Annotated in this window: 25 protein-coding genes and 1 tRNA gene; 11 read left to right on the top strand and 15 right to left on the bottom strand. The window is 63.6% G+C overall.

What is annotated here, in order from left to right; translation table 11 throughout:
• Nucleotides 1-77 precede the first annotated feature (77 nt).
• Genes NP511_RS16130 through NP511_RS16140 form a run of 3 tightly spaced genes read left to right on the top strand, consistent with a single transcriptional unit; the run spans nt 78 to nt 3,045 of the window.
• A complete protein-coding gene (locus tag NP511_RS16130) occupies nt 78-1,505 on the top strand; it encodes a bifunctional ADP-dependent NAD(P)H-hydrate dehydratase/NAD(P)H-hydrate epimerase (RefSeq protein WP_049966283.1) in 1,428 nt (475 codons plus the stop codon).
• Entirely contained in the window at nt 1,498-2,013 is a 516-nt protein-coding gene (gene moaC / locus NP511_RS16135; RefSeq protein WP_049966904.1) for a cyclic pyranopterin monophosphate synthase MoaC, read from the top strand. Before NP511_RS16130 ends, moaC begins: the two co-directional genes overlap by 8 nt.
• Before the next feature lie 6 nt (nt 2,014-2,019).
• Nucleotides 2,020-3,045: an NAD(P)H-dependent flavin oxidoreductase gene (locus NP511_RS16140; RefSeq protein ID WP_049966284.1), complete on the top strand. Its 1,026-nt coding sequence runs from the start codon at nt 2,020-2,022 to the stop codon at nt 3,043-3,045.
• Nucleotides 3,046-3,081: 36 nt separating this feature from the next.
• On the opposite strand, the gene NP511_RS16145 is transcribed toward NP511_RS16140, so the two are convergent.
• The 6 genes from NP511_RS16145 to NP511_RS16170 form a co-directional block, all read right to left on the bottom strand.
• Nucleotides 3,082-3,825, bottom strand: a complete 744-nt coding sequence (locus NP511_RS16145) for a beta-ketoacyl-ACP reductase (RefSeq protein WP_006179688.1) — start codon at nt 3,823-3,825, stop codon at nt 3,082-3,084.
• 116 nt (nt 3,826-3,941) lie between these two features.
• Nucleotides 3,942-5,519 (bottom strand): class III poly(R)-hydroxyalkanoic acid synthase subunit PhaC, encoded by a 1,578-nt coding sequence (phaC, locus tag NP511_RS16150; protein ID WP_049966285.1) that lies wholly within the window; start codon nt 5,517-5,519, stop codon nt 3,942-3,944.
• Nucleotides 5,516-6,064, bottom strand: a complete 549-nt coding sequence (locus NP511_RS16155; protein WP_006179686.1) for a poly(R)-hydroxyalkanoic acid synthase subunit PhaE — start codon at nt 6,062-6,064, stop codon at nt 5,516-5,518. Before NP511_RS16155 ends, phaC begins: the two co-directional genes overlap by 4 nt.
• A gap of 44 nt (nt 6,065-6,108) precedes the next feature.
• Nucleotides 6,109-6,594, bottom strand: coding sequence for a hypothetical protein (locus tag NP511_RS16160; protein WP_049966287.1), 486 nt, complete (start codon nt 6,592-6,594; stop codon nt 6,109-6,111).
• A complete protein-coding gene (locus NP511_RS16165) occupies nt 6,591-6,911 on the bottom strand; it encodes an AbrB/MazE/SpoVT family DNA-binding domain-containing protein (protein WP_006649374.1) in 321 nt (106 codons plus the stop codon). Before NP511_RS16165 ends, NP511_RS16160 begins: the two co-directional genes overlap by 4 nt.
• 50 nt (nt 6,912-6,961) lie before the next feature.
• Nucleotides 6,962-7,090, bottom strand: coding sequence for a hypothetical protein (locus tag NP511_RS16170; protein WP_257720313.1), 129 nt, complete (start codon nt 7,088-7,090; stop codon nt 6,962-6,964).
• Nucleotides 7,091-7,224: 134 nt separating this feature from the next.
• Here NP511_RS16170 and NP511_RS16175 point away from each other — a divergent pair, with 134 nt between their 5' ends.
• The 3 genes from NP511_RS16175 to cdd all read left to right on the top strand — a co-directional run bounded on the left by NP511_RS16175 (nt 7,225) and on the right by cdd (nt 9,798).
• Nucleotides 7,225-7,863, top strand: a complete 639-nt coding sequence (locus NP511_RS16175) for a MaoC family dehydratase (RefSeq protein WP_049966288.1) — start codon at nt 7,225-7,227, stop codon at nt 7,861-7,863.
• Nucleotides 7,864-7,950: 87 nt separating this feature from the next.
• Nucleotides 7,951-9,345, top strand: a complete 1,395-nt coding sequence (locus tag NP511_RS16180; RefSeq protein WP_049966289.1) for a phosphohexomutase domain-containing protein — start codon at nt 7,951-7,953, stop codon at nt 9,343-9,345.
• A gap of 63 nt (nt 9,346-9,408) precedes the next feature.
• Nucleotides 9,409-9,798: a cytidine deaminase gene (gene cdd, locus NP511_RS16185; protein WP_049966290.1), complete on the top strand. Its 390-nt coding sequence runs from the start codon at nt 9,409-9,411 to the stop codon at nt 9,796-9,798.
• An 82-nt stretch (nt 9,799-9,880) separates the two neighbouring features.
• Here the strand turns inward: cdd and NP511_RS16190 are convergent, their stop codons facing one another.
• A complete protein-coding gene (locus NP511_RS16190; RefSeq protein WP_049966291.1) occupies nt 9,881-10,306 on the bottom strand; it encodes a DUF488 domain-containing protein in 426 nt (141 codons plus the stop codon).
• A gap of 59 nt (nt 10,307-10,365) precedes the next feature.
• On the opposite strand from NP511_RS16190, the gene NP511_RS16195 reads away from it, so the two are divergent.
• Nucleotides 10,366-11,187, top strand: coding sequence for a nucleoside phosphorylase (locus NP511_RS16195; protein WP_049966292.1), 822 nt, complete (start codon nt 10,366-10,368; stop codon nt 11,185-11,187).
• Between the two features lie 21 nt (nt 11,188-11,208).
• On the opposite strand, the gene NP511_RS16200 is transcribed toward NP511_RS16195, so the two are convergent.
• The 5 genes from NP511_RS16200 to NP511_RS16220 all read right to left on the bottom strand — a co-directional run bounded on the left by NP511_RS16200 (nt 11,209) and on the right by NP511_RS16220 (nt 16,111).
• Nucleotides 11,209-11,976, bottom strand: a complete 768-nt coding sequence (locus NP511_RS16200; RefSeq protein ID WP_006649380.1) for a mechanosensitive ion channel domain-containing protein — start codon at nt 11,974-11,976, stop codon at nt 11,209-11,211.
• Nucleotide 11,977: 1 nt separating this feature from the next.
• Nucleotides 11,978-12,790 (bottom strand): diadenylate cyclase DacZ, encoded by an 813-nt coding sequence (gene dacZ, locus NP511_RS16205; protein WP_006649381.1) that lies wholly within the window; start codon nt 12,788-12,790, stop codon nt 11,978-11,980.
• Nucleotides 12,791-12,967: 177 nt separating this feature from the next.
• A complete protein-coding gene (locus NP511_RS16210; protein ID WP_084158304.1) occupies nt 12,968-15,085 on the bottom strand; it encodes an AAA family ATPase in 2,118 nt (705 codons plus the stop codon).
• Nucleotides 15,086-15,795: 710 nt separating this feature from the next.
• Nucleotides 15,796-15,880, bottom strand: a tRNA-Leu gene (locus NP511_RS16215).
• A gap of 57 nt (nt 15,881-15,937) precedes the next feature.
• Nucleotides 15,938-16,111 (bottom strand): hypothetical protein, encoded by a 174-nt coding sequence (locus tag NP511_RS16220; RefSeq protein ID WP_006179676.1) that lies wholly within the window; start codon nt 16,109-16,111, stop codon nt 15,938-15,940.
• Between the two features lie 221 nt (nt 16,112-16,332).
• Between NP511_RS16220 and NP511_RS16225 the strand changes: the two genes are divergently transcribed.
• Nucleotides 16,333-16,641, top strand: coding sequence for a transcription initiation factor IIB family protein (locus tag NP511_RS16225; protein WP_006179675.1), 309 nt, complete (start codon nt 16,333-16,335; stop codon nt 16,639-16,641).
• Nucleotides 16,642-16,790: 149 nt separating this feature from the next.
• Here NP511_RS16225 and NP511_RS16230 read toward each other — a convergent pair whose 3' ends face one another.
• On the bottom strand, nt 16,791-17,258 hold the full coding sequence (locus NP511_RS16230) for a phosphopantetheine adenylyltransferase (RefSeq protein ID WP_006179674.1): 468 nt from the start codon (nt 17,256-17,258) through the stop codon (nt 16,791-16,793).
• Nucleotides 17,259-17,404: 146 nt separating this feature from the next.
• On the opposite strand from NP511_RS16230, the gene NP511_RS16235 reads away from it, so the two are divergent.
• From NP511_RS16235 to NP511_RS16245, 3 genes are all read left to right on the top strand, one after another.
• Entirely contained in the window at nt 17,405-19,660 is a 2,256-nt protein-coding gene (locus NP511_RS16235; protein WP_006649384.1) for an NADP-dependent malic enzyme, read from the top strand.
• Between the two features lie 4 nt (nt 19,661-19,664).
• Nucleotides 19,665-21,095: an outer membrane protein assembly factor BamB family protein gene (locus NP511_RS16240; RefSeq protein ID WP_049966294.1), complete on the top strand. Its 1,431-nt coding sequence runs from the start codon at nt 19,665-19,667 to the stop codon at nt 21,093-21,095.
• Nucleotides 21,096-21,175: 80 nt separating this feature from the next.
• On the top strand, nt 21,176-21,547 hold the full coding sequence (locus NP511_RS16245) for a 30S ribosomal protein S8e (RefSeq protein WP_006649386.1): 372 nt from the start codon (nt 21,176-21,178) through the stop codon (nt 21,545-21,547).
• 98 nt (nt 21,548-21,645) lie between these two features.
• On the opposite strand, the gene NP511_RS16250 is transcribed toward NP511_RS16245, so the two are convergent.
• Both NP511_RS16250 and NP511_RS16255 read right to left on the bottom strand, forming a co-directional pair.
• Entirely contained in the window at nt 21,646-22,641 is a 996-nt protein-coding gene (locus NP511_RS16250) for a phosphate uptake regulator PhoU (RefSeq protein WP_006649387.1), read from the bottom strand.
• A 249-nt stretch (nt 22,642-22,890) separates the two neighbouring features.
• Nucleotides 22,891-23,118 (bottom strand): DUF7511 domain-containing protein, encoded by a 228-nt coding sequence (locus NP511_RS16255; RefSeq protein ID WP_006649389.1) that lies wholly within the window; start codon nt 23,116-23,118, stop codon nt 22,891-22,893.
• Between the last annotated feature and the right edge of the window lie 176 nt (nt 23,119-23,294).

A 23,294-nucleotide genomic window follows, 5' to 3' on the forward strand; every position in this document is an offset into this window, starting at 1 on the left:
ACGGGCTGGGGGCCGCGTCGGTTTCAGGCTGCCGGTCGTCCGCAATCTTCACCAGTCGGCCGGTCGAATCAGTAGCCATGATTACAGGCGAACGGATGGCCGCCGTCGACGAGAACGCCGCGTCGCTTGGCGTCCCGCGAAAGCAGTTGATGGAGTCGAGCGGGGGCGCCGTCGCTCGCGCGGTCCGCGAGGTCGCGGAACCGGGTGCGAGCGTTACCATCGTCGCCGGACGTGGCAACAACGGCGGGGACGCGTTCGTCGCGGCCCGGTTTCTCGATGAATACGACGTCACGACGCTGTTGCTGGGCCGGGCCGAGCGGATCGGCACCGAGATCGCTCGCGAGAACTGGGCGGCCCTCCAGCGGGCCGACTACGAGACACACGAGATCACGGACTCGAGTGCGGTCGACCTCCCCGAGGCGGACGTGATCGTCGATGCGATGCTCGGGACGGGAATCAGCGGCGAGTTGCGGGAACCGGCCGCCACCGCGGCCGCGGCGATCAACGCTGCCGACGCGACGGTCGTCTCGGTCGATGTCCCCTCCGGCTTCGATGCCGACGGCGGCGACCACGCCGACAACGGCGTCGACGCCGACCGGGTCGTCACCTTCCACGAGACGAAGCCGGGGCTCGACGATCTCGACGCGGCGGTCACGGTCGCGGACATCGGCATCCCGGCAGCCGCAGAACGATTCGTCGGCCCCGGTGACGTGGCCCTCGCGCGGCCAGACGGTCGCGAGGGCCGCCCCAACGTCATCGGCGGCGGTCCCTACACGGGCGCGCCGGCGCTGGCCGCACAGGCGGCCCTGCGGGCCGGCGCGGAACTGTCCTTCGTCGCCGCCCCCGATTCCGTCGCCGGCGAGATACAGGGCTACAGCGAGGACCTGATCGTCCAGCCCTACGACAGCGAGGTTCTGACGCCCGATGTGGCCGACGACCTGCTCGAGACGGCCGAACGCTACGACAACGTCGTCGTCATCGGCCCCGGCCTCGGGACCGCCGACGAGACCCTCGAGGCGACTCGTCAGTTCCTCTCGGCCTATACTGGCCGGGCGGTCGTCGACGCCGACGCGCTCGCAGTCGTCCCCGAGTCAGAGACCGATGCGACGCTGGTCTGTACGCCCAACCGGGGCGAACTGGCACGGATGGGCGGCCCGGACACCGACGATCTGGCGGCCGCGGCCGACGAGATCGAGGCCTTCGCGGCCGATCTGGGACACGTCGTCCTCGCGAAGGGTGCGAACGACGTGATCACCGACGGCGAGCGGACCCGGATCAGTCGCTCGGGCACCGTCGGCATGAAAGTCGGCGGCACCGGCGACACGCTCGCCGGGATCGTCGCGGCGTTGCTCGAGCATGCCGACCCGCTCGAGGCCGCCGCGGCGGGCGCTCAGGTTAACGGGCTCGCGGGCGAACGCCTCGCCGAGCGCGACGACTACGGCCTCCTCGCGTCGGAACTGGTCGGGGAACTCCCGGCGGTCCTCTGGGGTGGTGACGATGAGTGACGACCGCTTGGCCGACGCTGCGGACGACGGCAGCGCCGACGATCTCACGCATACCACCGAGGACGGCGACGTCCAGATGGTCGATGTCGGCGACAAGCCCGACAGCGAGCGCCGCGCGGTCGCGGCCGGCGAGATCTGCCTGCAGCCCGCGACGATCGAGGCGATCCGGGCCGACGAGGTCGGCAAGGGCGACGTCCTCGCGACCGCCCGCGTCGGCGCGATCCAGGCCGTCAAACACACCTGGGAGACGATCCCGATGTGTCACCAGATCCCGATCACGAACGTCGATACCGAGTTCGCCCTCGACGAGGACCGGATCGAACTCCGGGTCACCGTCGAGACCACCGGCAAGACCGGCTGCGAGATGGAGGCCCTCGAGGGCGTGACGACCGGCCTGAACGTCGTCTGGGACATGGTCAAGGCCGTCGAAAAGGACGCTGACGGCCAGTACCCCGACACCGGGATCGAGGACGTCCGGGTCCTCGAGAAGGAAAAGCGGCAGGCGTAGTCACGGATGACGCTCGAGACGCGACTCACTGACCTGCTCGGAATCGAGTACCCGATCGTCCAGGCACCGATCGGCAGCGCGACCACACCGGAACTCGCGGCCGCCATCTCGAACGGCGGCGGGCTCGGTCACCTCGCGGTCACGTGGCGCGATCGCGAGGAAACGCGGCGGGCGATCCGCGAAACGCGCGAGCTGACCGACGACCCGTTCGCAGTCAATCTCGTGCTGGACGAAGCGACGACGGCCATCGACACCGCCGACCACATCGAGACCGTCCTCGAGGCGGGCGCGCCGATCGTCACCCTCTCGTTCGGCGACGCCGCTCCGTACGTCGATCGAGTCCACGAGGCGGACGCGACGGTGATGCAGACGGTCGGCAGCGCCGAGGCGGCCCGCGATGCCGTCGACGCCGGCGTCGATCTCGTCGTCACGCAGGGCCTCGAGGCCGGCGGCCACGTCCAGAGCGAGGTCGCGACGACGGCACTCGTGCCGCGGGTCGCGGACGCGGTCGGCGACGAGGTCCCGGTCGTCGCGGCCGGCGGGATCGCCGACGGCCGAGGGATCGCCGCCGCGCTCGCGCTCGGGGCCGACGGCGCGTGGCTCGGGACTCGATTCGTCGCGAGCGAGGAGGCGCGCGTCCACGACGAGTACCGGCGGCGGCTCCGCGAGAGCGACGAGACTGATACCGCCTATACGACGCTGTTCGACAAGGGCTGGCCGGGGACGCCGCATCGGGTCCTCGAGAACGAGACGCTCGAGCGCTGGCGCGAGGCCGGCGAACCGCCCGCCGGCGAGCGACCGGGCGAAGACGAGGTCGTCGCGCGGACCGACAGCGGTGACGGTGCCCCCATCGAACGCTACGACGAGGCGCTCGCGACGCCCGGCGTCGAGGGCGACGTCGAATCGATGGCGCTGTTTGCCGGCCAGAGCGTCGGATTGACGAACGACGTTCGTCCCGCAGGAGAGATCGTCGCGGAACTCGCCGCGGAAACGGCGGACGCGATTTCAAAACTCCCGGGGAGTGCAGACTGAGTCGCGTTCGAACGCAGAACGAAGCGACGACTGTCGTTACAGGTCCATCCCGCCGTTGACGTCGATCACTTCGCCGGTCACGTACGAGGAGTCCTTGCTCGCGAGGAATCGAACTACTGCGGCGATGTCTTCGACCTCCGCCAGTCGCTCGAGAGGGATCCCCGCGATGATCCGGTCTAACACCTTGTCCGGGACGCTCTCGAGCATATCGGTAGCGGTAAAGCCCGGTGCGACGCAGTTGGCCGTCGATCCCCCCTTCGCGAGTTCGAGGGCGATCGTCCGCGTGAAGCCGAACATCCCGCTTTTCGCGGCCGCGTAGTTTGCCTGGCCGTAGTTGCCCTGTTTGCCGACGACGCTCGAGATGTTGATCAATCGACCCTCTTCGGCGTTCCAGAGGTCGTCGTAGAACAGTTGGGTACAGTTGAACATGCCGCCCAGATTGACGTCCATCACGCGGTTCCACTCCTCGGGGGACATCTCGGTGAACTGTTTGTCGGCTGTGATGCCGGCGTTGTTCACGAGGACGTCCGCCGGGCCGAACGCCTCGTGGCAGACCTCGACCATGTTCTCGACCGCCGCACGGTCGGAGACGTCGGCCTGAGCCGCGACCGCCGAGCCGCCGGCCGATTCGATGGCGTCGACTGCCTCGTAGGCCTCGCCCTCCGACGATCGGTAGTTGATGACGACGTTCGCTCCCTCCTCGCCGAGGTACTCGGCGATGCCGCGACCGATCCCCTTCGCCGAGCCCGTAATAACGCAGGTGCGACCATCCATGGACATAACTCACACATTCAACGTCCGATGGTAAATAACGACCTGTTAGCTATCAATACAGTGAGTGCAAACGACCGGAGGGCGACCGGGGCGATCGGATCGCCCCATCGTCGACACCGGCCTCAGCGCTCTCGAGCCTGGTCGATCCAGTCTTCGACTCGAGTCGGCGAGATCCCGGTTTCGGCGGCGAGGTCGGCGGCATCGGCGTTGGCCAACTCCGCGAACGTCTCGATCCCGGCCTCGGCGAGCGCCGCTGCGTAGGCGTCGCCGATGCCCCGGAGATCGGTGAGATCGTCGGGTTCGGACGCGATCTCCGAGGCCGCGTCCTCGCCAGCGACCTCCTCGACGACGTCCTCGTCGACGGTCATCTCGCCCGGCTCGGCCGGTTCCGCCTGGACGTCTCCCTCGCCGCGATCGGCGATCTCCGCGTCCGAGCGATCCTGACCGTGGAACTCGCTCGTCTCGGCGTCGATATCCGTCCCCGACTCGACGTCGATGCCGCCGTCGGCGAGGTCGCTGGCACCCGATTCGTTGCCGGCGACGTCCTCGGCCAGCGCCGCGTCCGCGGCGTCGGGGTCGGTCGACCGATCCGAGGTGCGTGACCCTTCATCCGTCCCGTTCGAGCGCGCCTCGAACCAGTCACAGACCTCCGGCCAGAGTTCCGCGTGGCTTCGCGAGGAGACGGACATGCCGATGTGGCCCGTCGCGAACTCGAGGATCTCGGTGTCGTCCGAGGCGATCTCGTCGTTGAACGGTTTGGAGGCCGCCGGGGGGATGAGGTGGTCGTACTCCGCGACGATCTGGAGGACGGGCATGTCGATGTTGGCCAGATCGACGTGTTCGCCGCCCAACCGAAGTTCGTTTGCGTAGAGCTTGTTCTCCTGATAGATGTCGCGGATGAACTCCTCGTAGGCCTCGCCGGCCACGTCGATCCCCTCCGCCAGCCAGCGCTCCATCCGGGCGAAGTTCTCGACGAAGTCCTCGTCTTCCATGTTGTCGTAAAACGTGACGTACTTGGTCACGTTGTTCTGGACCGGATCCATCAGGGCGAAGCCGACGTCCAAGAACTCGGCGGGAACGTTGTCGAACGTCGCCGTGACCGTCTCGGGGTCGTAGTAGTCCTCGCTGCCCCACAGCTCGAGGACGCCGCCGTCGCCGTCGAAGCAGAGCCCGGCGGCCATCAGCGCCAAGTTCTCGACTTTCTCGGGAGACAAGGAGGCGTACATGGCCGACATCGTCCCGCCCATGCAGTAGCCGAGGATGTTGATCGCGTCCAGTCCGGAGCGATCCCGAACCACGTCGACGCAGTTGTCGATATACCGGTTGACGTAGTCGTCGAGACCGAGCGTCCGATCCAGCTTGGAGGGTTCGCCCCAGTCGATCAGGTAGACGTCGAAGCCGGCCTCGAGCAGCGTCTGGACCACCGAGCGGTCCGGCTGGAGATCGAGGATGTAGGGCTTGTTGATCAGCGCGTAGACGATGAGGATGGGGATGTCGTGTTGCTCCTCCGTCATCGGCTCGTAGTGGAGGAGTTCGAGCTTGTTCTCCTCGTAGACGACCTCGCTGGGCGTTTGCCCGACCCCGACGTTCTCGACGGTTTCGGTCCGGTCGGGTGCGACGCTGCTTTTCTCGGCCAGGTCGGCGGTCGCCTCCCAGGCCTGCCGTTGCATGTTCAGGGCGGTTGCGAAGGGGTTCTTCATTGCTCCTCTAGGTGGTCGAGAACGCGGTCGAGTTTCTGCTCGACGGCGTGCTGGCGGCGCTCGAGTTCGACGAGCCGATCCCCGACCTCGACGATGTCGTCCTCGGTCGCGAAGCCGAGCGTGTGCAGCGTCTCCTGAGCCGCCTCGTCGGCCTGCTGTTGCAGTTCGAGGACGTCGCCGACGGTCTCGCCGGTCATCTTGGCGAACGCGGTCGTCGACATCACGTCCTTGAACGCCTCGTTGGCCGTGTTGAGCCAGATGTCACGGAACTCCTCGATGTCGACGTCCTCGCCCTCGAGCTGGTCGTTCATCCGATCGACCATCTGCTGGGAGGCGTTCATCCACGTCTCGTAGGCACGGGCATAGCCCTCGACGCCGTCGGAGAGTTCCTCGTCCTCGCTCAGTTCGCCGACGCTTTCGGACCAGCGCTCGACGAACTGGGCCTGCGCTTCCATGTTGTCCTCGAGTGCGTCGAGGAACTGCTCGTTCCACTGTTCGGCGAACGCGCTCCAGTCTCCTGCCTGGGGCTGGTGTTGGTCTGACATATACGGAAATTGGGGATGGTGGGTGAAAAACGGGTGGGCCTAATTCAGGCCGACGCGTCGAACTCGTCGGCGGCGGTCTCGACGTCCTCGGCGACCGCTTCGACGTTCTCCTCGACCTGCTCGTGGGCCTCGAGGGCGGCGTCGAACGACGAGTCGACGACTTCGGAGTAGTTCGCGGCGAACTCCTCGTAGGCGAGTTCGGACTCCTCGAGGGCCTCGAGGACGGCCTCGAGCGACTGCGACTGGGCCTCAGTGGCCGAGTCGAAGCCCTCGTCGACGAGGTCGCGGAGGTCGTCGAACTCGGCGGCCTCCTCGGGCATCGACGCCTCGAGGGCGTCGAAGTAGGCGTGGATCGCGCCCTTGGTCAGTTCGGCGTTGGACTCGGCCAGCGAGCCCGACGTCTCGACGACGTCGGCGACGGCGCTGATCGAGGCGCGCTGGGCCTCGAGGGCCTCGTGAGCGAACGACTGGCTCTGTTCGAGTGCGGTGCGCTGTGCGTCGAAGACTGCGGTGAATGGGTTCTGGGTCATGATTGATCCTCTCGGTTGCGTTTGACGGGGACGACGATCGTCTGGACGATATCGCCCTCCTCGATGTCGAGGGCGTCCCGTTCGGGTTCGGGAATGCTGATCCGACCGCCGCTTTGGACGCGGGCCTTGAACGTCGCCGTGCCCATGTTCATCGGGCCAAAGGCCGACGTGTCCTCGAGCGGATTCGCCGAACTGGCCTGTAGCAACTGCTTCATCATCTCCTGCTGGGACTGGGCAACCTGCTCGCCCGCTTCCTGCATCTGCTCGGTAAACATGGCAGGCGGGAACCAGGGCGATCGGTCGGAGTCGTCCGTCATCAACAGTACATTGGATCGCGGACATGATAAGGCTTTCCACTAGATACCATCTAGTACCAGCAGATGGTTTCAGGGGGTTCGAAGTGGGTCACTCCGGGCCACGTCGCCGACCCGTCCGGACGGTCCCCGTCTCGAGCGAGTCCCATCGGTGCCGACCGCTCGCCGATCACGACCGTCATGGCGACGGGATGACCGGCGAATACGACCGAGTCGTAATCGAGTTTTACGGCGATTTGTGGCCAGTAACACGGGCTTGGATCGGCCGGAATGCAGCCAAAGAAGTCATATACGTCCCTCGCTTAGCCGCTCGTAGATGTCACACGAGAACACTGGGGGTGAGAACTTCGCCGCCATGACCGACGCTTGGTCGGCGATGACGCGGGGGTTCCTCCGAACCGCGACCGCGGCCAACCGAGCGGCCGTCTCCGCGATGGTCCCCGCCGCCAACGGCGACCGCGATTCCGAGGGCGACAGGATCGTACCGCCGATCCCCTCCATCGAGTACTCCGACCTCGACTGGCAGTTCGATCGCACGGTCGATGACCCCGACGGCATCAGCGTCGGCGACACCGTTACGTTCGAGAAGGCGCTGACCGACAAGGACGTCCGGGCCTTCGCCGCGGTTAGCGGCGACACGAACAGACTCCACCTCGACGAGGACTTCGCCGAAGAGACCCGCTTCGGCGAACGTATCGTCCACGGGACGCTCGTCTCCGGACTCATCAGTGCCGCCCTCGCTCGCCTCCCGGGACTCACGATCTATCTCTCACAGGACCTCGAGTTCAGCGGCCCCGTCGGCATCGGCGATCGCGTCGCCGCCCGCGTCGAGATCGTCGAGGCCCTCGGCAACGACCAGTACCGCCTCGAGACGGTCGTCCGCAACGAGGACGACGACGCGACCGTGATCGACGGCGAGGCCGTCGTACTGATCGACGACCTGCCCGCGGAGTAACCCCCTTTTCGCCCGGCATCAGTCCCCCGCTTGCCGTCCGCAACGAGTTGCAACGTTGCTAAGTGGCTGCTCGCGGAACGAGCGCATATGACGCTGTTCGGAACCGCGGGGATTCGCGGTCCCGTCGATGAGGTAACGCCGTCGCTCGCGCTCGCCGTCGGCCAAGCCGCCGGCAAACCCGGGGCGACGTTCGTCGTCGGCCGCGACGGGCGAGAGACCGGCCCGGCGCTCGCGGCGGCGATGGAAGCCGGCCTCGAGAGCGCCGGGGCGGACGTCCGCCGCGTGGGGCAGGTCCCGACGCCCGCGCTCGCCTACGCCTCGCGCGGCCGGCGGGGCGTGATGCTCACCGCCAGCCACAACCCGCCAGCGGACAACGGGATCAAGCTCTTCGCCGACGGCGTCGAGTACGACAGCGACGCCGAGCGGGCCGTCGACGAGGCCGTCGCGGCCGACGACGGCCCCGTCCACTGGGACGAGTGGGGCGACGGCGAACGCCTCGCGGTGGTGGATCGCTATCGCGACGCGGTCACCGACTACGTCCGGGAGCGGTTCGCCGACGCCGGGACCGACGGCGAGGCCGCGACCCCGGCGGACCCGCTCGCGGGGCTCCGGATCGCCGTCGACTGCGGGAACGGCGTCGGCGCGCTCGCGACGCCGCAGGTCCTCGAGCGCCTCGGCGCGACGGTCGTCGCGGTCAACGCCTCCGTCGACGGCCACTTCCCCGGCCGGGGGAGCAAGCCGACCCCGGAGACGCTCTCGGAGTTCTCGGCGTTCGTCGCGGACGGCGAGTTCGATCTCGGGCTCGCTCACGACGGCGACGCCGACCGGCTGGTCGTCCTCGACCCCGACGGCGAGGTGATCCACGAGGACACGATCCTCGCAGTGGTTGCGGCACGCTACACGGCCGACAGCGACGCCGACGACCCCGTCGTCGTCACCACACCCAACGCTTCCGCCCGTATCGACGAGCGAGTCCGGGCGGCCGGCGGCCGGGTCGAGCGCGTCCGGCTCGGGGCACTCCACGAGGGGATCGCGCGGGAGCGCGAGCGCGGCTCGGACGACACCGAAATCGCCTTCGCCGCCGAACCCTGGAAACACATCCACACCGCCTTTGGCGGCTGGATCGATGGCGTCGCAAGCGCGGCGGTCGTCGCCGCGCTCGTCGCCGCGGCCGGCGACACCGACCGGCTCCGGAAGCCGGTCACCGAACGCCCCTACCGAAAGGTCAGTCTCGACTGTCCCGACACGGCCAAAAGCGACGCCATGTCTGCCCTCGAGCGCGATCTGCCCGACGCGTTCCCCGAGGCCGCCGTCGACACCGACTACGGCGTCCGCCTCGAGTTCGACGACGCCTCGTGGCTGCTGGTTCGCCCGAGCGGCACCGAACCCTACGTGCGTCTCTACGCCGAGAGCGAGTCGGTCGACGACCTCGTCGACGAGGCCAGCGGGGTCATTGAAGCGGCAATCGAGGACGTCCGGTAGCGGTCGTCGACGACCGGCGTCGGAGCCGACATCCTTTGGTCCCCGCCGGTCGAATCGGCCTCCATGAACGACTTGATCGCGGCCGCCCGCGACGCACAGGACCGGGCCCACGTCCCCTACTCCGAGTACCGCGTCGGTGCCGCCCTCGAGACCGCCGACGGCGCGGTCTTTACTGGCTGTAACCTCGAGAACGCCAACTACAGCAACAGCCTCCACGCCGAGGAGGTCGCGGTCGCCGAGGCGGTCAAGAACGGCCACCGCGAGTTCTCGCGGCTCGCGGTCAGTTCCGATCGGCGCGACGGCGTCACGCCCTGTGGAATGTGTCGCCAGACGCTGGCGGAGTTCTGCGACGACGACCTCGCCGTGATCTGTGACGAGGGCGGCGACGACGTGACCGAGTACACGCTGGGCGAACTGCTGCCGAACACGATCTCCGAAGAAACGCTCGAGTGACGGGACAGACCACTGCCGTCGAACCCGCCGTCGCGGCTCGGAGCCGCCGGTCGATCGATGCCGGCCCCGAGACGGATTCGACTTACCCCTCGAGGTACTCCCGGAGGATCGTCCGGTGACACCGCTTTTTCTCGGTGTTTTCGTAACAGACCAGCGCCAGCGACTCGCCCGCTGCCAACCGCTCGGAGAGCGTTTCGATCGCCGCCCGCGCGCTGTCGTCGCTCTCGAGATGGTCCCGGTAGGCCTCGCCGAACCCGACCTGCTCCCACGCGGCGTTGTGGGCACCCTCCTCGCAAAGCCCCTGTATCTTCATGTCCTCCTCGGCGTCGCGCATCGACTCGAGGAGCGGTTCCGGGGGCCCGAGTTCGGGCAGGTTCTCGTCGACGGCCGCGTGGAACCACGAGGTCGGCCGGCGGACGACGCCGACCCGGGTCGCGTCGGCCGGCAGCTCCGCCAGGTCGTGCTGGATCGCCGCGACATAGGTGTCCGTGAGCGTCCCGCGTGCCATACCGTCGCTACGTGCGCCCCGGGTTTATATACAGCGTCGCACCGAACCGCCGCTATTCGATGACTCGAGACAGCGAAGACCCGAACGCCGACGAACAGTACCACCTCGAGGTCGGCCCCGACGACGTGGCCGACACCGTGTTGTTGCCGGGCAATCCCGAACGCCTCGAGAAGATCGTGGCGTTCTGGGACGATCACGAGATCCGCGGCCACCACCGGGAGTACCGCACCGCGACCGGCAGCTACGAGGGGACGCCGATCTCGGTCACGTCGACGGGGATCGGCAGCCCGTCGGCCGCGATCGCCGTCGAGGAACTGGCCCGGATCGGCGTCGACACCTTCCTCCGGGTCGGCTCCTGCGGGGCGATTCAGCCCGACATGGCCGTCGGCGATCTGGTGATCACGACCGGCGCGGTCCGTCAGGAGGGGACCAGCGACGAGTACGTCCGCGAGGACTACCCGGCCGCCGCCGACGGCGAGGTCGTCTCGGCGCTGGTCGCCGCCGCCGAACGGTTGGGCTACGACTACCACACCGGCGTGACGATGAGTTCGGACTCGTTCTACGCGGGCCAGGGCCGGCCCGGGTTCGACGGCTTCGAGGCCGCCGGTTCGGACGAGTTAGTCGACGAACTCAAAGCGGCGAACGTGAAGAATATCGAGATGGAAGCCAGCGCCATCCTGACCCTCGCGAACCTCTACGGGCTCCGGGCCGGCGCGGTCTGTACCGTCTATGCCAACCGCGAGACCGGCGCGTTCCGGACCGAAGGCGAGTCCCGTGCCGCCGAGACCGCGACGCTCGCGACGCACTTGCTGGCGAAGATGGATGCCGTCAAACGCGAGGCGGATGCCGACCGCTGGCACGCCGGCCTCTCGCTCGAGTAGTCGGTTCCCGTCTCGGCCCAGTCAGTCCCGCATCCGGACGATCCCGTCCTCGAAGACTTTCCGATTGGGGACGATGTACTCCTCGGAGTCGTCCTCGATCTTGGTGACGAACAGATCGACCTCCTGAACGATACCGGTCTGGTCGCCGATCCGGATCTCGTCGCCGATCCCGTAGGGCTGGTTCAGAAGCAGATAGATTCCGGCGGCGCTCGAGACGAGGAAGTCCTTGAACGCAACGGTGCCGACGATGACGATGCCGATGGCGTAGACGGTCAGCAGGATCAAGAGCGCGAGAACGTGGACGCCGACCTGCCCGAGCGCGATGATGAAAGTGACATAGAGGACGGAGTACTTGACCACTTTCGGGATGACCGATACTTCGGGGAGCTTGACGCCACGGAGGTACTCGCTGACGATCAGTTCCGTCTTGTCCGCGACGATAAACCCCAGAATGAGGACGAGGACGGCGATAAACAGCTGCGGGACGAACTCGGTGACCCGTAGCCAGAAGGCGTCGGTGTCGAGCAGCTGGGCGATGTGGATCGCGGTCAACACCGCGATGCCGTAGATGAACCACGAACTCAGGCGGGCGACGATCTCGACCGTCGAGGTACCGATCGACTGGGCGGTCCGCTCGAAGGGGGTTCCCTCGACGGCCTCCGGGACGCCCGACGCCGAGAGCAGTTCCTCGTTGAGCCGACCGACCAGATAGCCGACGGCGAGGCCGAGCGTCAGTACCGCCGCGGCTATGACGGCCGGTTCGTTCAGAAGCGGCTGCCACTCTACCATATCAGTACGCCTCCGGATCGACCTCCAGGATGAGTTCTCCGGCCTTGAACGCCCGGACGAGGCCGTCACTCTCCGAGAGGACGATCGCGATCGCATTGGTATCGCGCGTGATCGCGCCGCCGGCCATGTGCCGCGCGCCCAACCCCTTCGGGATGTCGACCCCCTCCGCGGAGGGCTCGAGGTAGCGATACGCCGAGACGATCTTGCCCGCGTCGGAGATGATGAAGGCACCGTCGAGCCGCGAAAACTCCTTGAGCATCACGTTGACGATCGGATCGCCGACGTGAACGTGGGACTTCTCGAAGGGGTTGTAGGAAAGCGGGCGGGACTTGTTCATCACCTTGCCCGCGTCACCGACGACGAACAGCGCGCCGACCGGCTTGCCCTTCTGGCCCTTCTTGCCCAGTTCGATCGCCACTTCCAGCACCGACTTGACCACTTCCGGGTCGGCCCGAGACTTGACGAACAGGTCGTAGATCCCCGTCCGGGTCTCCGCGTCGGCCCGGACTCGGGAGACGGTATCGATCCCGTCGCTGAAGACGCTGCTTGCACAGGCCAACTCGTCGCCGTCCTCGATCACGCCCTGCTCGAGAGCCCCCTCGAGGCCGTATCGGATCCGTTCGGAGATGTTCCCGAACTCGAGGGGGAGTTCGACGAACGTCTCCGCACCGACGGCGTTTTCGGTCCCGACGACGATCACGTCGAGGTCCTCGATGTCCACGAACTGCTCGTAGTAGGAGCCGCTGGGTGAGAAGAGTACGACCGCATCGACACTCGCAAAGAGGTCCCCGAAGACGTCGTCTAACCCGGCCATTGAACATACAACCTGTTTCTGCCCGAATAAGCGTTATGGAGCGTCTGACGCTTGTCCGTCGTTTCTCTCTGCAGTGAGCGGTCGAAACGATCCAAGCGGCCGTCAGACGTACGGTAGTCGACGGTCGCCGACCGCTATTGCGATCGGTAGTATTCGCCTCATCCTCCGATGTTGGCCCTATTCTTCGTTCTCGAGCTCAGTTCTGGTTTCTTCATCCTCTTCTCCCTCACCAGTTTGTTCACCACTACTAATATCGTCTTCATCTGCAACAATTCGATTTATTTCCGATATCAGGTTGGAAAAGTTGTCAATCGTTTCATCATCGAGGTCGATATCATCTTTTTCTAATATCTTCTCGCTTATCCGCTTCGCTATTTCTTTCTTTTTCACTACCAGACCGCCGTCAGAGATGCCCTGGATTCGTTTGATTTCACCATTCAACGATTCTACGACACTCTTGTCGGAGTTGTAAAATTCTTCTTCAATGTCGTCTAAGGACAGTCCATGTACTTCCGCAGTAATTTTAGAGGAAAATTCCCGAGAGAATAGGTCCTCCACTGTAACTTCAGCATCAGTAGTTAGTATATCCGAAACTGTGAGGACATGCTTAGATGGAACTCCGTCTTCTATTAATTGGTCATTCGCAACCCGACCCTCCTCATCCCCGTCTAAGAAAACAGCATATTCATAATTTTCAGCATCAACTAATCTACCCATGTAAGTCGTTTTAGTTGCACCTCCGCAATCTATAATCTGGATATTCGGATGGAAAGACTCACCATCATTTAATTTGTCGAATAGCTTCGAGAAACTATTCAGATATAGACGGTCCTCAAACCCTTCCACCAAGACTGTCTTCGAACTGGAAAAGAGTGAATCCGAAAAGGTTGCCCCCAATGATGCTCTCACGGAGGCTAATGAATCGTCACTTGGTGTCTCTTGGTGGCCTAACTTTTGTACTTTTGTCCCTGACCCGTCTCCCGGACGGCGTGCAACTCTAATTCTTGTGAGATTTTGCGTATCAATCATATATGGTGCATGTGTAGCAAATATTAACTGATTAGATTCAGCTAATCTACTTAGTGAATTCCGCAAGTTTCTGTGTCCTTCTGGATGTAAATGGACTCCAGGACTATCTAACAAAACTATTGAATTCTCCAACTGAGAGTCTGATTGTGAGATGACCTGTGCGAGGAAGGAGACAAACCGCCTTAAGCCCCTACTCCTATCAGATGCCGCTTTTCGTTTATTTGACTCATCATAGAATTGGAGTGAGACCCTACCACCTGAAAGTTCAATTTCAATATCAATAGTTGATTGGTTCCAATACTGATTAAATAGGTCCGAAAATTCTTCTCCAGCACGTTGTCTCCTATCCCTTATTTCTCCAGACGATAGGTCGTCTAATTCCTCCGGTTCTAATCCTGCATAACTCAGTATCGCGGAGTAGGCAGCATTCTCTTCTGGGTTCTCTCTAAGTTCCTCAATAGCGACCTCATCTTTTATCTCATCAATCTCTCCATAGTAGTGGATATCTGGAAGGTGGCGCAAATCAGACTCATATATTCGTATACCACTTTCTTCACGAGACGATTCTATTATGCCTATTATTTCACTTATAAGCTTTTCGGCATTATGACTACCAGCTGACTCTTCCTCATCATACTGCCCTGCAATCACCTCATTATTCTCACGAATATAATTCTGCAAATCATCTAATGAATCTTGAAAGTCTGTCTCAGCGTCTTCTTCAAAAGGTGTTCTTCTTAGGCGACGGATTCTCATTCCTAATTCAGACGAGATCTGTTCCACCGTGATTTGATTACCCAACTGCTGGGTTCGACTTGTGAGAAGAGATGTAAGATATCTCTTTTCAACCTCTTGATCGTTGAATGTTGCCTTATGAGTACCATCAGCATACCTTTTAACAGTTGCCAAAGACCCATCGCTCTCTGACGGTTCTATAAAATAGGCATCATTCGAACCTTCCTCGCGTACATATCTTCTCCGATGGAAGAGATGAGCATTAGAGTCTGACGCTAATGACTGTGAAGGTAATTCAACCTCTAATACCTGTATATCACCCATTTTCTTTGAAGTTATTTTTTCACTATTGTAGTCACATAACTTCTCTCTAGGTATTTCGTTCGGATCTCCCAGTAAAGTCAGCGATTTTAAGAAGTTTGTTTTCCCTGCTTCGTTTCCACCGACAATAGTGGTCATTTTCTGGTTTAACTCAACAGTCCCAGAATCCACTATTGAACGGTAGTTCTGTACCTTTGTTGACTTTAGCATATGGGCATCAAAATATCTTATAGCAGAAAGTCATTTCCATCTACCGTCAGAAGCGATTCTTCAGTATTGAAATACAGCCTAAAACAATAATAAAATATTTGAATAGATTTTATGTATGCTAGCTAGGAAGAAAGAAATCTGAACAGCTAGATTTGTAAATAGATTTTAAACCATCTTACTATACTTGAGTTTTAGACTCATTAAAATATTTACGCGATATTCGGGGAGTAGTGAAAGGCTTCTGCCAACAATGATGATGATGATGATTTCCCAAACATGGTTATTCCCGTACTTGTTGGCCAGATATTTGAAATACTATTTCGGTATTCCCTTGATTCTCCTCTTCTATCCAATATTCGTTGTGATAATCCCAGACCATCAGTCGAACGCGGCGGCCTGTAGCCACTCTCATAGTCTGCTGAGTAGCGGAGGGCCTTGTCCGGACTTCCCCAAGTGGAGTAACCATTCTAAAGTTGTTCGCGGTAGCTGTGGTAGCCCACGAACTTCTTCTCAGACAGTCGGTCTTCGTTATCCAATGGGACGATTACAATATGCAGAGCGAAAACCGAATGATAGCACAGGGTTGGAAGTGCGCGGGACCGGATTCGAACCGAAGCAAGAAATGCTCGCTCCCGGTGGTCGCTGCGCGTTCCTTGCAGGGTTCGAATCCGCTGACTGCATTCTTCGCTCACGAAGTTGTTCGCGGAGAATGCGCGGGACCGGATTCGAACCGGCGGACCCCTACGGGACAGCGTCCTAAGCGCTGCGCCGTTGGCCTGGCTTGGCTACCCGCGCTCGCTCTCGAGTTTTCACGAATCGAGTAAGTACCTGTCGGTCCGCGCCAAGCGGCGCTCAACAGTGGGTCACCGGCTCCTCGGGCGACCAGTCCGGTGGGACGATAAACGTCACGTGTTCCGAATCCCGGAGCTGGTGTAACTCTGCGGCCCGTTCGGCCAGCGAGCGCTCCCGGTAGGCCAACTCGAGCCCGCAGCCGGTACAGACGAGTTTGCAGGTTGGCTCTGTCATGAGGTGGACTCGACACGCCGTACGTCGACGGATCGTTGGGGCGACACGCGGTTTAGTAGTCGGCTCCTAGTTGAATCCGCCGCGAACGGTCCACATACTCCATGAATCGTAGCCGACCGTTGTGTCGGTAGTCTCTCGTTGGGACGGCGAGCCGATCGGCTGCTCGTCGAACGGCTCGTCGTGACCGCACGTTTATATCGGCTCAGCAGGTACTCGGAGGTATGCACAGTGCCCGGGATCGGGTCGAGTACGAGCCGTGGCTCGCGGAACTCGAGACGATCGCCGACCGCCTCGAGCTGTCGACGGAGGCTCGCTCGTGTGCGGTCGACCTCTTTCTGACCGACGTGCCCGAGTCGGATCGATCGAAGCGGGCGGTCCTGGCCGCCAGCCTCTATGCCGGCTCGCTCGTCGCCGGCGACGGCCGCACCCAGGGCGCGGTCGCCGACGCCGCCGACGTCTCCCGGCTCTCGATCCAATCGCGCTGGAAGGAGTTGCTCGAGGCGGCGGGTCTCGAGCCGCCGCGCTGGTAATCGTTTCGTAGCGCGACCGTTCCACGACTCAGAAGCGGGCTGTCCCGGCGTAATTGTACGATACGAAGCCGTATCGGCCGGTACTGTCCGACGGCAATCGGCCGTTGGCTTGACGCTCGTCACCGACGGGTTGGTCTCCGCGACGACGCTTACTCCCCGTCGACGACGTTTCCGTGTTCGTCGATTTCGCCGTGGACGATCCGGGTACTCGAGATGATGTCGCCGTCGTCGGCCAGTACGTGGGGGACGACGACGACCTCGAGCGGGTCGTGGCCGCGTTCGCGGCGGATCTCGTTGATCCGCGTGCCGCCCTCGCGGGTCTCCGGCGAGACGACGAGATAGTCGTACTGCGGTTCCGTTGCGATCCCCGTTGGCGACTCAAGCAGCCGGACCTCGAACGTGCGGTCGTGATCGGCCGCGATCGACTCGAGTTCCGACTCGAGGTTTCGTTTCCGTTCGTCGAACGACCGAACCCGCCGGTCGACGTCTCGTGTCTTCGGGGCGAGGTCGTCGCTGGTCAAGCCGACAGTCACGTCCCCGAGTTCGAACGCCCGTTCGAACAGCCGCCGATGGCCGTCATGAACGGGGTCGAAGGTCCCACCAAGCGCGACGTCCATACCCCACCACACTTCCGCGGAGTGTATAAAACGGTCGAATCCCCGTCTTTTGTCCGGGCGAACTGCGGCCGCGGAACGGTTTATTTCGACAGCCGTCGAAACTCCCCTTCGCATTGTTTTTTGTAGTCGCCCACAGTGTCCCCGATATGGGATTAGACGAGGACGCACTCGAGTACCATCGAACGGATCCACCGGGCAAGATCGAGATTTCGACGACGAAACCGACGAACACCCAACGCGACCTCTCGCTGGCGTACTCGCCGGGCGTCGCCGCGCCGTGTCTCGAGATCGACGAGGACGAGACTGACGCCTACCAGTATACGGCCAAGGGCAACCTCGTCGGCGTCGTCTCGAACGGTTCGGCGGTTCTCGGATTGGGTGACATCGGCGCACAGGCTTCCAAACCCGTCATGGAGGGCAAGGGCGTGCTGTTCAAGCGCTTTGCCGACATCGACGTCTTCGACATCGAACTCGACGATTCGGACCCCGACAAGCTCGTCGAGGCCATCAAGATGATGGAGCCGACCTTCGGCGGGATCAACTTAGAGGACATCAAAGCACCCGGCTGTTTCACCGTCGAGGAACGGCTGCGCGAGGAGATCGACATTCCGGTGTTCCACGACGACCAGCACGGCACCGCAATCATCTCCGGGGCCGCGCTGCTCAACGCCGCCGACATCGCCGGCAAGAGCCTCGAGGAACTCGAGGTCGTCTTCTCCGGAGCCGGCGCGAGTGCCATCGCAACGGCGCGCTTTTACGTCTCGCTGGGCGTCCGGAAGGAGAACATCACGATGTGTGACTCCTCGGGAATCATCACCGAGGACCGCGCCGCGGACGGCGACGTCAACGAGTACAAACAGCAGTTCGCCCGCGACGTGCCCGAGGGCGGGCTGGCCGACGCGATGGCGGGGGCCGACGTCTTCGTCGGGCTCTCGATCGGCGGCATCGTCTCCCAGGAGATGATCCAGTCGATGGCGTCGGACCCGATCGTCTTCGCGATGGCGAATCCGGATCCGGAGATCGGCTACGAGGAGGCCAAGGCCGCTCGCGACGACACCGTCATCATGGCCACCGGCCGGTCGGACTACCCGAATCAGGTCAACAACGTCCTCGGGTTCCCCTTCATCTTCCGTGGGGCCCTCGACGTGCGCGCGACCGAGATCAACGAGGAGATGAAAGTCGCCTGTGCCGAGGCGCTGGCCGAACTCGCCCGCCAGGACGTTCCCGACGCGGTCGTCAAGGCCTACGGCGACGACCCGATCCAGTACGGCCCCGACTACATCATTCCCAAGCCCGTCGACCCGCGCGTCCTCTTCCGCGTCGCGCCGGCGATCGCCGAGGCCGCGATGGAGTCCGGTGCGGCCCGTACCGAGATCGACCTCGAGGCCTACGAGGAAGAACTCGAAGCCCGGCTGGGCAAGTCCCGCGAGATGATGCGGGTCGTCCTCAACAAGGCCAAGAGCGACCCCAAAACGGTCGCTCTGGCGGAGGGCGAAAACGAGAAGATGATCCGCGCGGCCTACCAGATTCAGGAGCAGGGGATCGCCCTGCCGGTCCTGATCGGCGACGAGGACGAGATCAAGCAGACCTCGGCGAACCTCGGGCTGGACTTCGATCCGACCGTCGCCGACCCCTCGGTCGGCGACTACGAGGAGTACGCCGACCGGCTCCACGAACTGCGGGCCCGCAAGGGGATCACGCGCAGCGAGGCCGGCGAACTCGTCGAGCGCGACTCGAACTACTTCGGGAGCGTGATGGTCGAACAGGGCGACGCCGACGCCCTACTGACCGGCCTCTCCCACCACTACCCCTCGGCGCTGCGACCGCCGTTGCAGGTCGTCGGCACCGACGACGACGTCGACTACGCCGCCGGCGTCTACATGCTGACGTTCAAGAACCGCGTGATCTTCGTCGCCGACGCGACGGTCAACCAGGACCCCAACGAGGAGGTCCTCGCGGAGGTCACCAAACAGACCGGCAAACTGGCGCGGCGGTTCAACATCGAACCCCGCGCGGCACTGCTCTCGTACTCGAACTTCGGGAGCGTCGACAACGAGGGGACCCGCAAACCGCGCAAGGCGGCGCGGATGTTGCAGGACGACCCCGAAGTCGACTTCACGGTCGACGGCGAGATGCAGGCCGACACCGCCGTCGTCGAGGACATCCTCGAGGGCACGTACGGCTTCTCCGAACTCGAGGAACCCGCGAACGTGCTGGTCTTCCCGAACCTCGAGTCGGGCAACATCGGCTACAAACTCCTCCAGCGACTGGGCGGTGCCGACGCCATCGGGCCGATGCTGGTCGGGATGGACAAGCCGGTCCACGTCCTCCAGCGGGGCGACGAGGTCAAAGACATCGTGAACCTCGCGGGCGTGGCGGTCGTCGACGCCCAACAGGAGTAGACGCGTGAGCGACCGCGCCGCGGACCCTCGAGCCGACGCCGATCACGACGGCGGGACAGCCGCGGCTGCGCGCGTCACCAGACGGCAACTGCTCGGCACCGCCGGCACGGCCGGGATCGTCGGACTGGCCGGCTGCGCCGACCGGCGGTACCGCTCGCGGACGGACTGTTCGGCGATCACTGCCGCCGCGAGCGACGCGGACGGCTACGTTCCGTTGCCGGCCGACGATGGCACCTCGATGTTCCGTCGGGGCCTGCGCCGGTACGGCTACTACCCCGAGGAGACCGTCCCGGACGCGGTGCGGGTCGACTGGTCGTTCTCGACCAACCGGATCGGACACACCGCGGCCAAGTCGACGCCGCGACCGACGCCGGACGGCGAGACGGTCCTCGTGGCCAGCGACACCGGCCGGATCGACGCCGTCACGCCGACCGGCGAGAAGCGCTGGCACCTCGAGACCGGCGCCGGCCGGAGCCTGGGCTTTCACGGGACGCCGGCGATCGTCGACGGGACCGCCTACATCGGCGGTTACGACGGCGCGCTCTACGCCGTCGATATCGCATCCGGCGACCTGCAGTGGCGAACCACCGCCCGCGAGTTCGGCGGCGCGATCGCGATCGGCTCGAGTCCCGCGTACGTCGACGGGACGCTCTACCTGCTCGCCGAGTACAGCGACCCGGCCAGCGGGACGCTCTGGGCGGTCGACGCCGCCACCGGCACGCCGGTCTGGAGCGACGACCGCCTCTGGGGGATGCCCCACCCCTCGCCCGCGATCGATTGCGAGGCCGGCCGGCTCGTCACGGGTTCGAACGACGGCGTCGTCTACTGCTGGGAGTTCCCCTCCCTCGAGTTCGCGTGGTCGTTTCAGGCGGGCGGCGAGGGCGGCCCCGACGGGAAGTCGATGGCAGGCGGGCGGTTCAACCTCGGCGCACAGATCAAGGGGACGATCCCGGTCTACGACGGCGCGGCGTTCGTCGGCTCGTGGGACGGTCGGTTCTACCGGCTCGACCTCGCGGACGGCAGCGAGGAGTGGTCGTTCGACACCGGCGACGTCGTCATGTCGAACCCGGCGATCGACCCCGAGGCAGGGATCGTCTACGTCGGGGGCGACGACCACCACGTCTACGCGCTCGAGACCGATACCGGCGAGGAGTTGTGGTCGGCCGACGTGGACGGGCACGTCATCGGCTCGATCACGGCCACCGCCGAGACGATTCTCGTCGGCTCCTACGATACGCATCTGTACGCGCTCGATCGCGAGACCGGCGACCAGCGCTGGCGAGTCGCGAACCGCGGGCACGTCACCAGCGGTGCGATCCCCCGCGACGGGCGGATCTACTACGCCGAGCGCGGCGTCTTCTCGAACTACTACGCCGACGAGGAGACGATCCTCGAGGAGCCCGGCCGCGCGTACTGTCTTGTCGCCGACGAGTGACCGGCCGGCGACTGCGCCGGTGGCCTGCAGCCGGGGTGTATCTCGTTGCATATAAATACGCGCCGGGGCTGGGTACGTGTATGCAGGATCAGGGACGCTCTACGCGCAAGCGAACCGGCGGTCGACTGAAGAACGTTCGAAAGCGCCGGAAGAACGAACTCGGTCGGCTGCCCACCGAGACGCAGGTCGGCGAACCGCGGTTCCGCACCGTCGACGCCCGCGGGAACGAGACGAAGACCCGTGCGCTGGCGACCAACGTCGCAAGCGTCAACAAGGGCGACGAGACGGTTTCGGCCGACATCGAGGACGTCGTCGAGAACGACGCCAACCCGAACTACGTCCGCCGAAACATCATCACGAAGGGTGCCGTCATCGAGACGAGCGAAGGGCAGGCCCGCGTTACGTCCCGACCCGGCCAGACCGGTCAGGTCAACGCCGTTCTCCTCGAGTAACGCCCGCTGATTCTTCCGTTGTGCCAGCGCGGCCAGCTGCGGCTCTGCCGTTTACACCACGAGCGTACCGTCCCCCGATAATCGATCGTCCGCGGTCGTCAGGGCCGTGGGGCGGCCTTCTGCAGCGCAGTTTCGGCGATGTTACCGCCGTAGTCGGCGCTCCGCGAGAGCGAGTCGACGATCAGCCCCAGCGATTGGGCCTGTGCGGGCTCGAGATCCCGCAGCATGTCGTCGATCTTGCGGGTGTGTTCGTCGATCTCGACGACGGCCTCGAGCGCCGCGTGGCCGAGGCGGGTGGCCTCGTCGGACTCCTCGGCGAACAGGGCGTCGGTCGACTGTTCGAGGACCGACGCGGCCTCGGCGTGGAGCCCGTGGACGGCATCAGCGACGTCGGCCGACAGGTCGTCGAGTTTGAGCGCGATGTCGCTGATCTTGACGGCGTGGTCGGCGATCCGCTCGAGTTGCCGGGCGGTCGAGTGAAAGTCGAAGCAGTCCTCCCGGGAGACGCCGAGTTCCTCGACGGCGCGTGGTGAGCGCAACGTCGCGCGGAAGATCCGCGAGACGACCAGCCAGAGCCGATCGACGTCGTCGTCGCGCTCGATCACGTCCTCGGCGATCGCGTCGTCGTTCTCGATCAGGGCCGTCACCGCGTCCTCGAGCATCGACTGGGCGATCAGCCGCATCCTGGTGACGGCGTTGACGATCGACAGCTCCGATGAGTCGAGCAAGTCCTGAATGACGACGCTATCGCTGGTTTCCTCCAAGACCTCGACGCCGACGAGTCGCTGGGTCGCACTCCTGATCGCGCTTCGTTGCTCGGTCGTGATCCGGCCGGCCTCGAGCGAAATCACGTCGAAGCCGCTGACGTACATCGTCATCACGGCCCGCGTGAGCTGTTCGCCCTCGAGGCCGGAGACGTCGAGGGTGCCTTCCTGCCGGCGCGTCTCGCGTTCCGGCGTGAGAAGCAGTTCGTCGTCTTCGGGATAGAATTCGACGGTCGTACCGCTGCTGACACCGTTGTCGGTCGCCCACGTCTTCGGCAGCGAAACGGTATACGTCGACCCACCGGTCACCTGGACCTTTCGCGTCTCCATACGGGCCGATTTTGATTACAACAATATAAATCCACTAGTCTATAGAGAGAATTAGCCAGGGAGATAGTGCCACTATCGGACGTTTTAGGCCGTCTCAGATAACTATTCATCAGTACGAATCTATCGACAATAGTTATCAAACATAGTGCTATATAGAAATTGTAGAGACACATATCGAGTGGGATCACTCCGACGAAGAGGGGGGTACAGTCGGCGCGAATCGTGATCGATTCGCCGGGCCGGTCGTCGTCAGCGAACGTCCTCGAGATCGACGAACGCCTCGATATCGGCCGACAGCCACGTCGTCAGCTGATCGTCGGCCGGACACTCACGCGGCGTAATCGTACATCGGTCCGCCCGGTCCTCGTATCGGACGACGATCGACTCGAGGGTGGCCGTCTCGGTCGCGTACTGCGTCGCCGTCGAGAGCCGTTGCCGCGTCGAACGATCGCCGTAGCCGCCGGTTGATCCGTTCATGGTCGGGGGAGAGCGCGTATCGAAGTCGACCGACGGAACGTACAAAGCCGCTGCTAGTTGTGCTATTGAGGGATCCGTACGGCCTCGAACGACTCGGTATCGGCAGGGACGGGCCGCGTCGCTGGTGGCACTCGTTTCGGAAATGGAAAAGGGAACCGTCGGTGATCGGTAGTCGG

It is taken from the genome of Natrinema thermotolerans (assembly GCF_031165565.1).
Taxonomy (GTDB): Archaea; Halobacteriota; Halobacteria; order Halobacteriales; family Natrialbaceae; genus Natrinema; species Natrinema thermotolerans.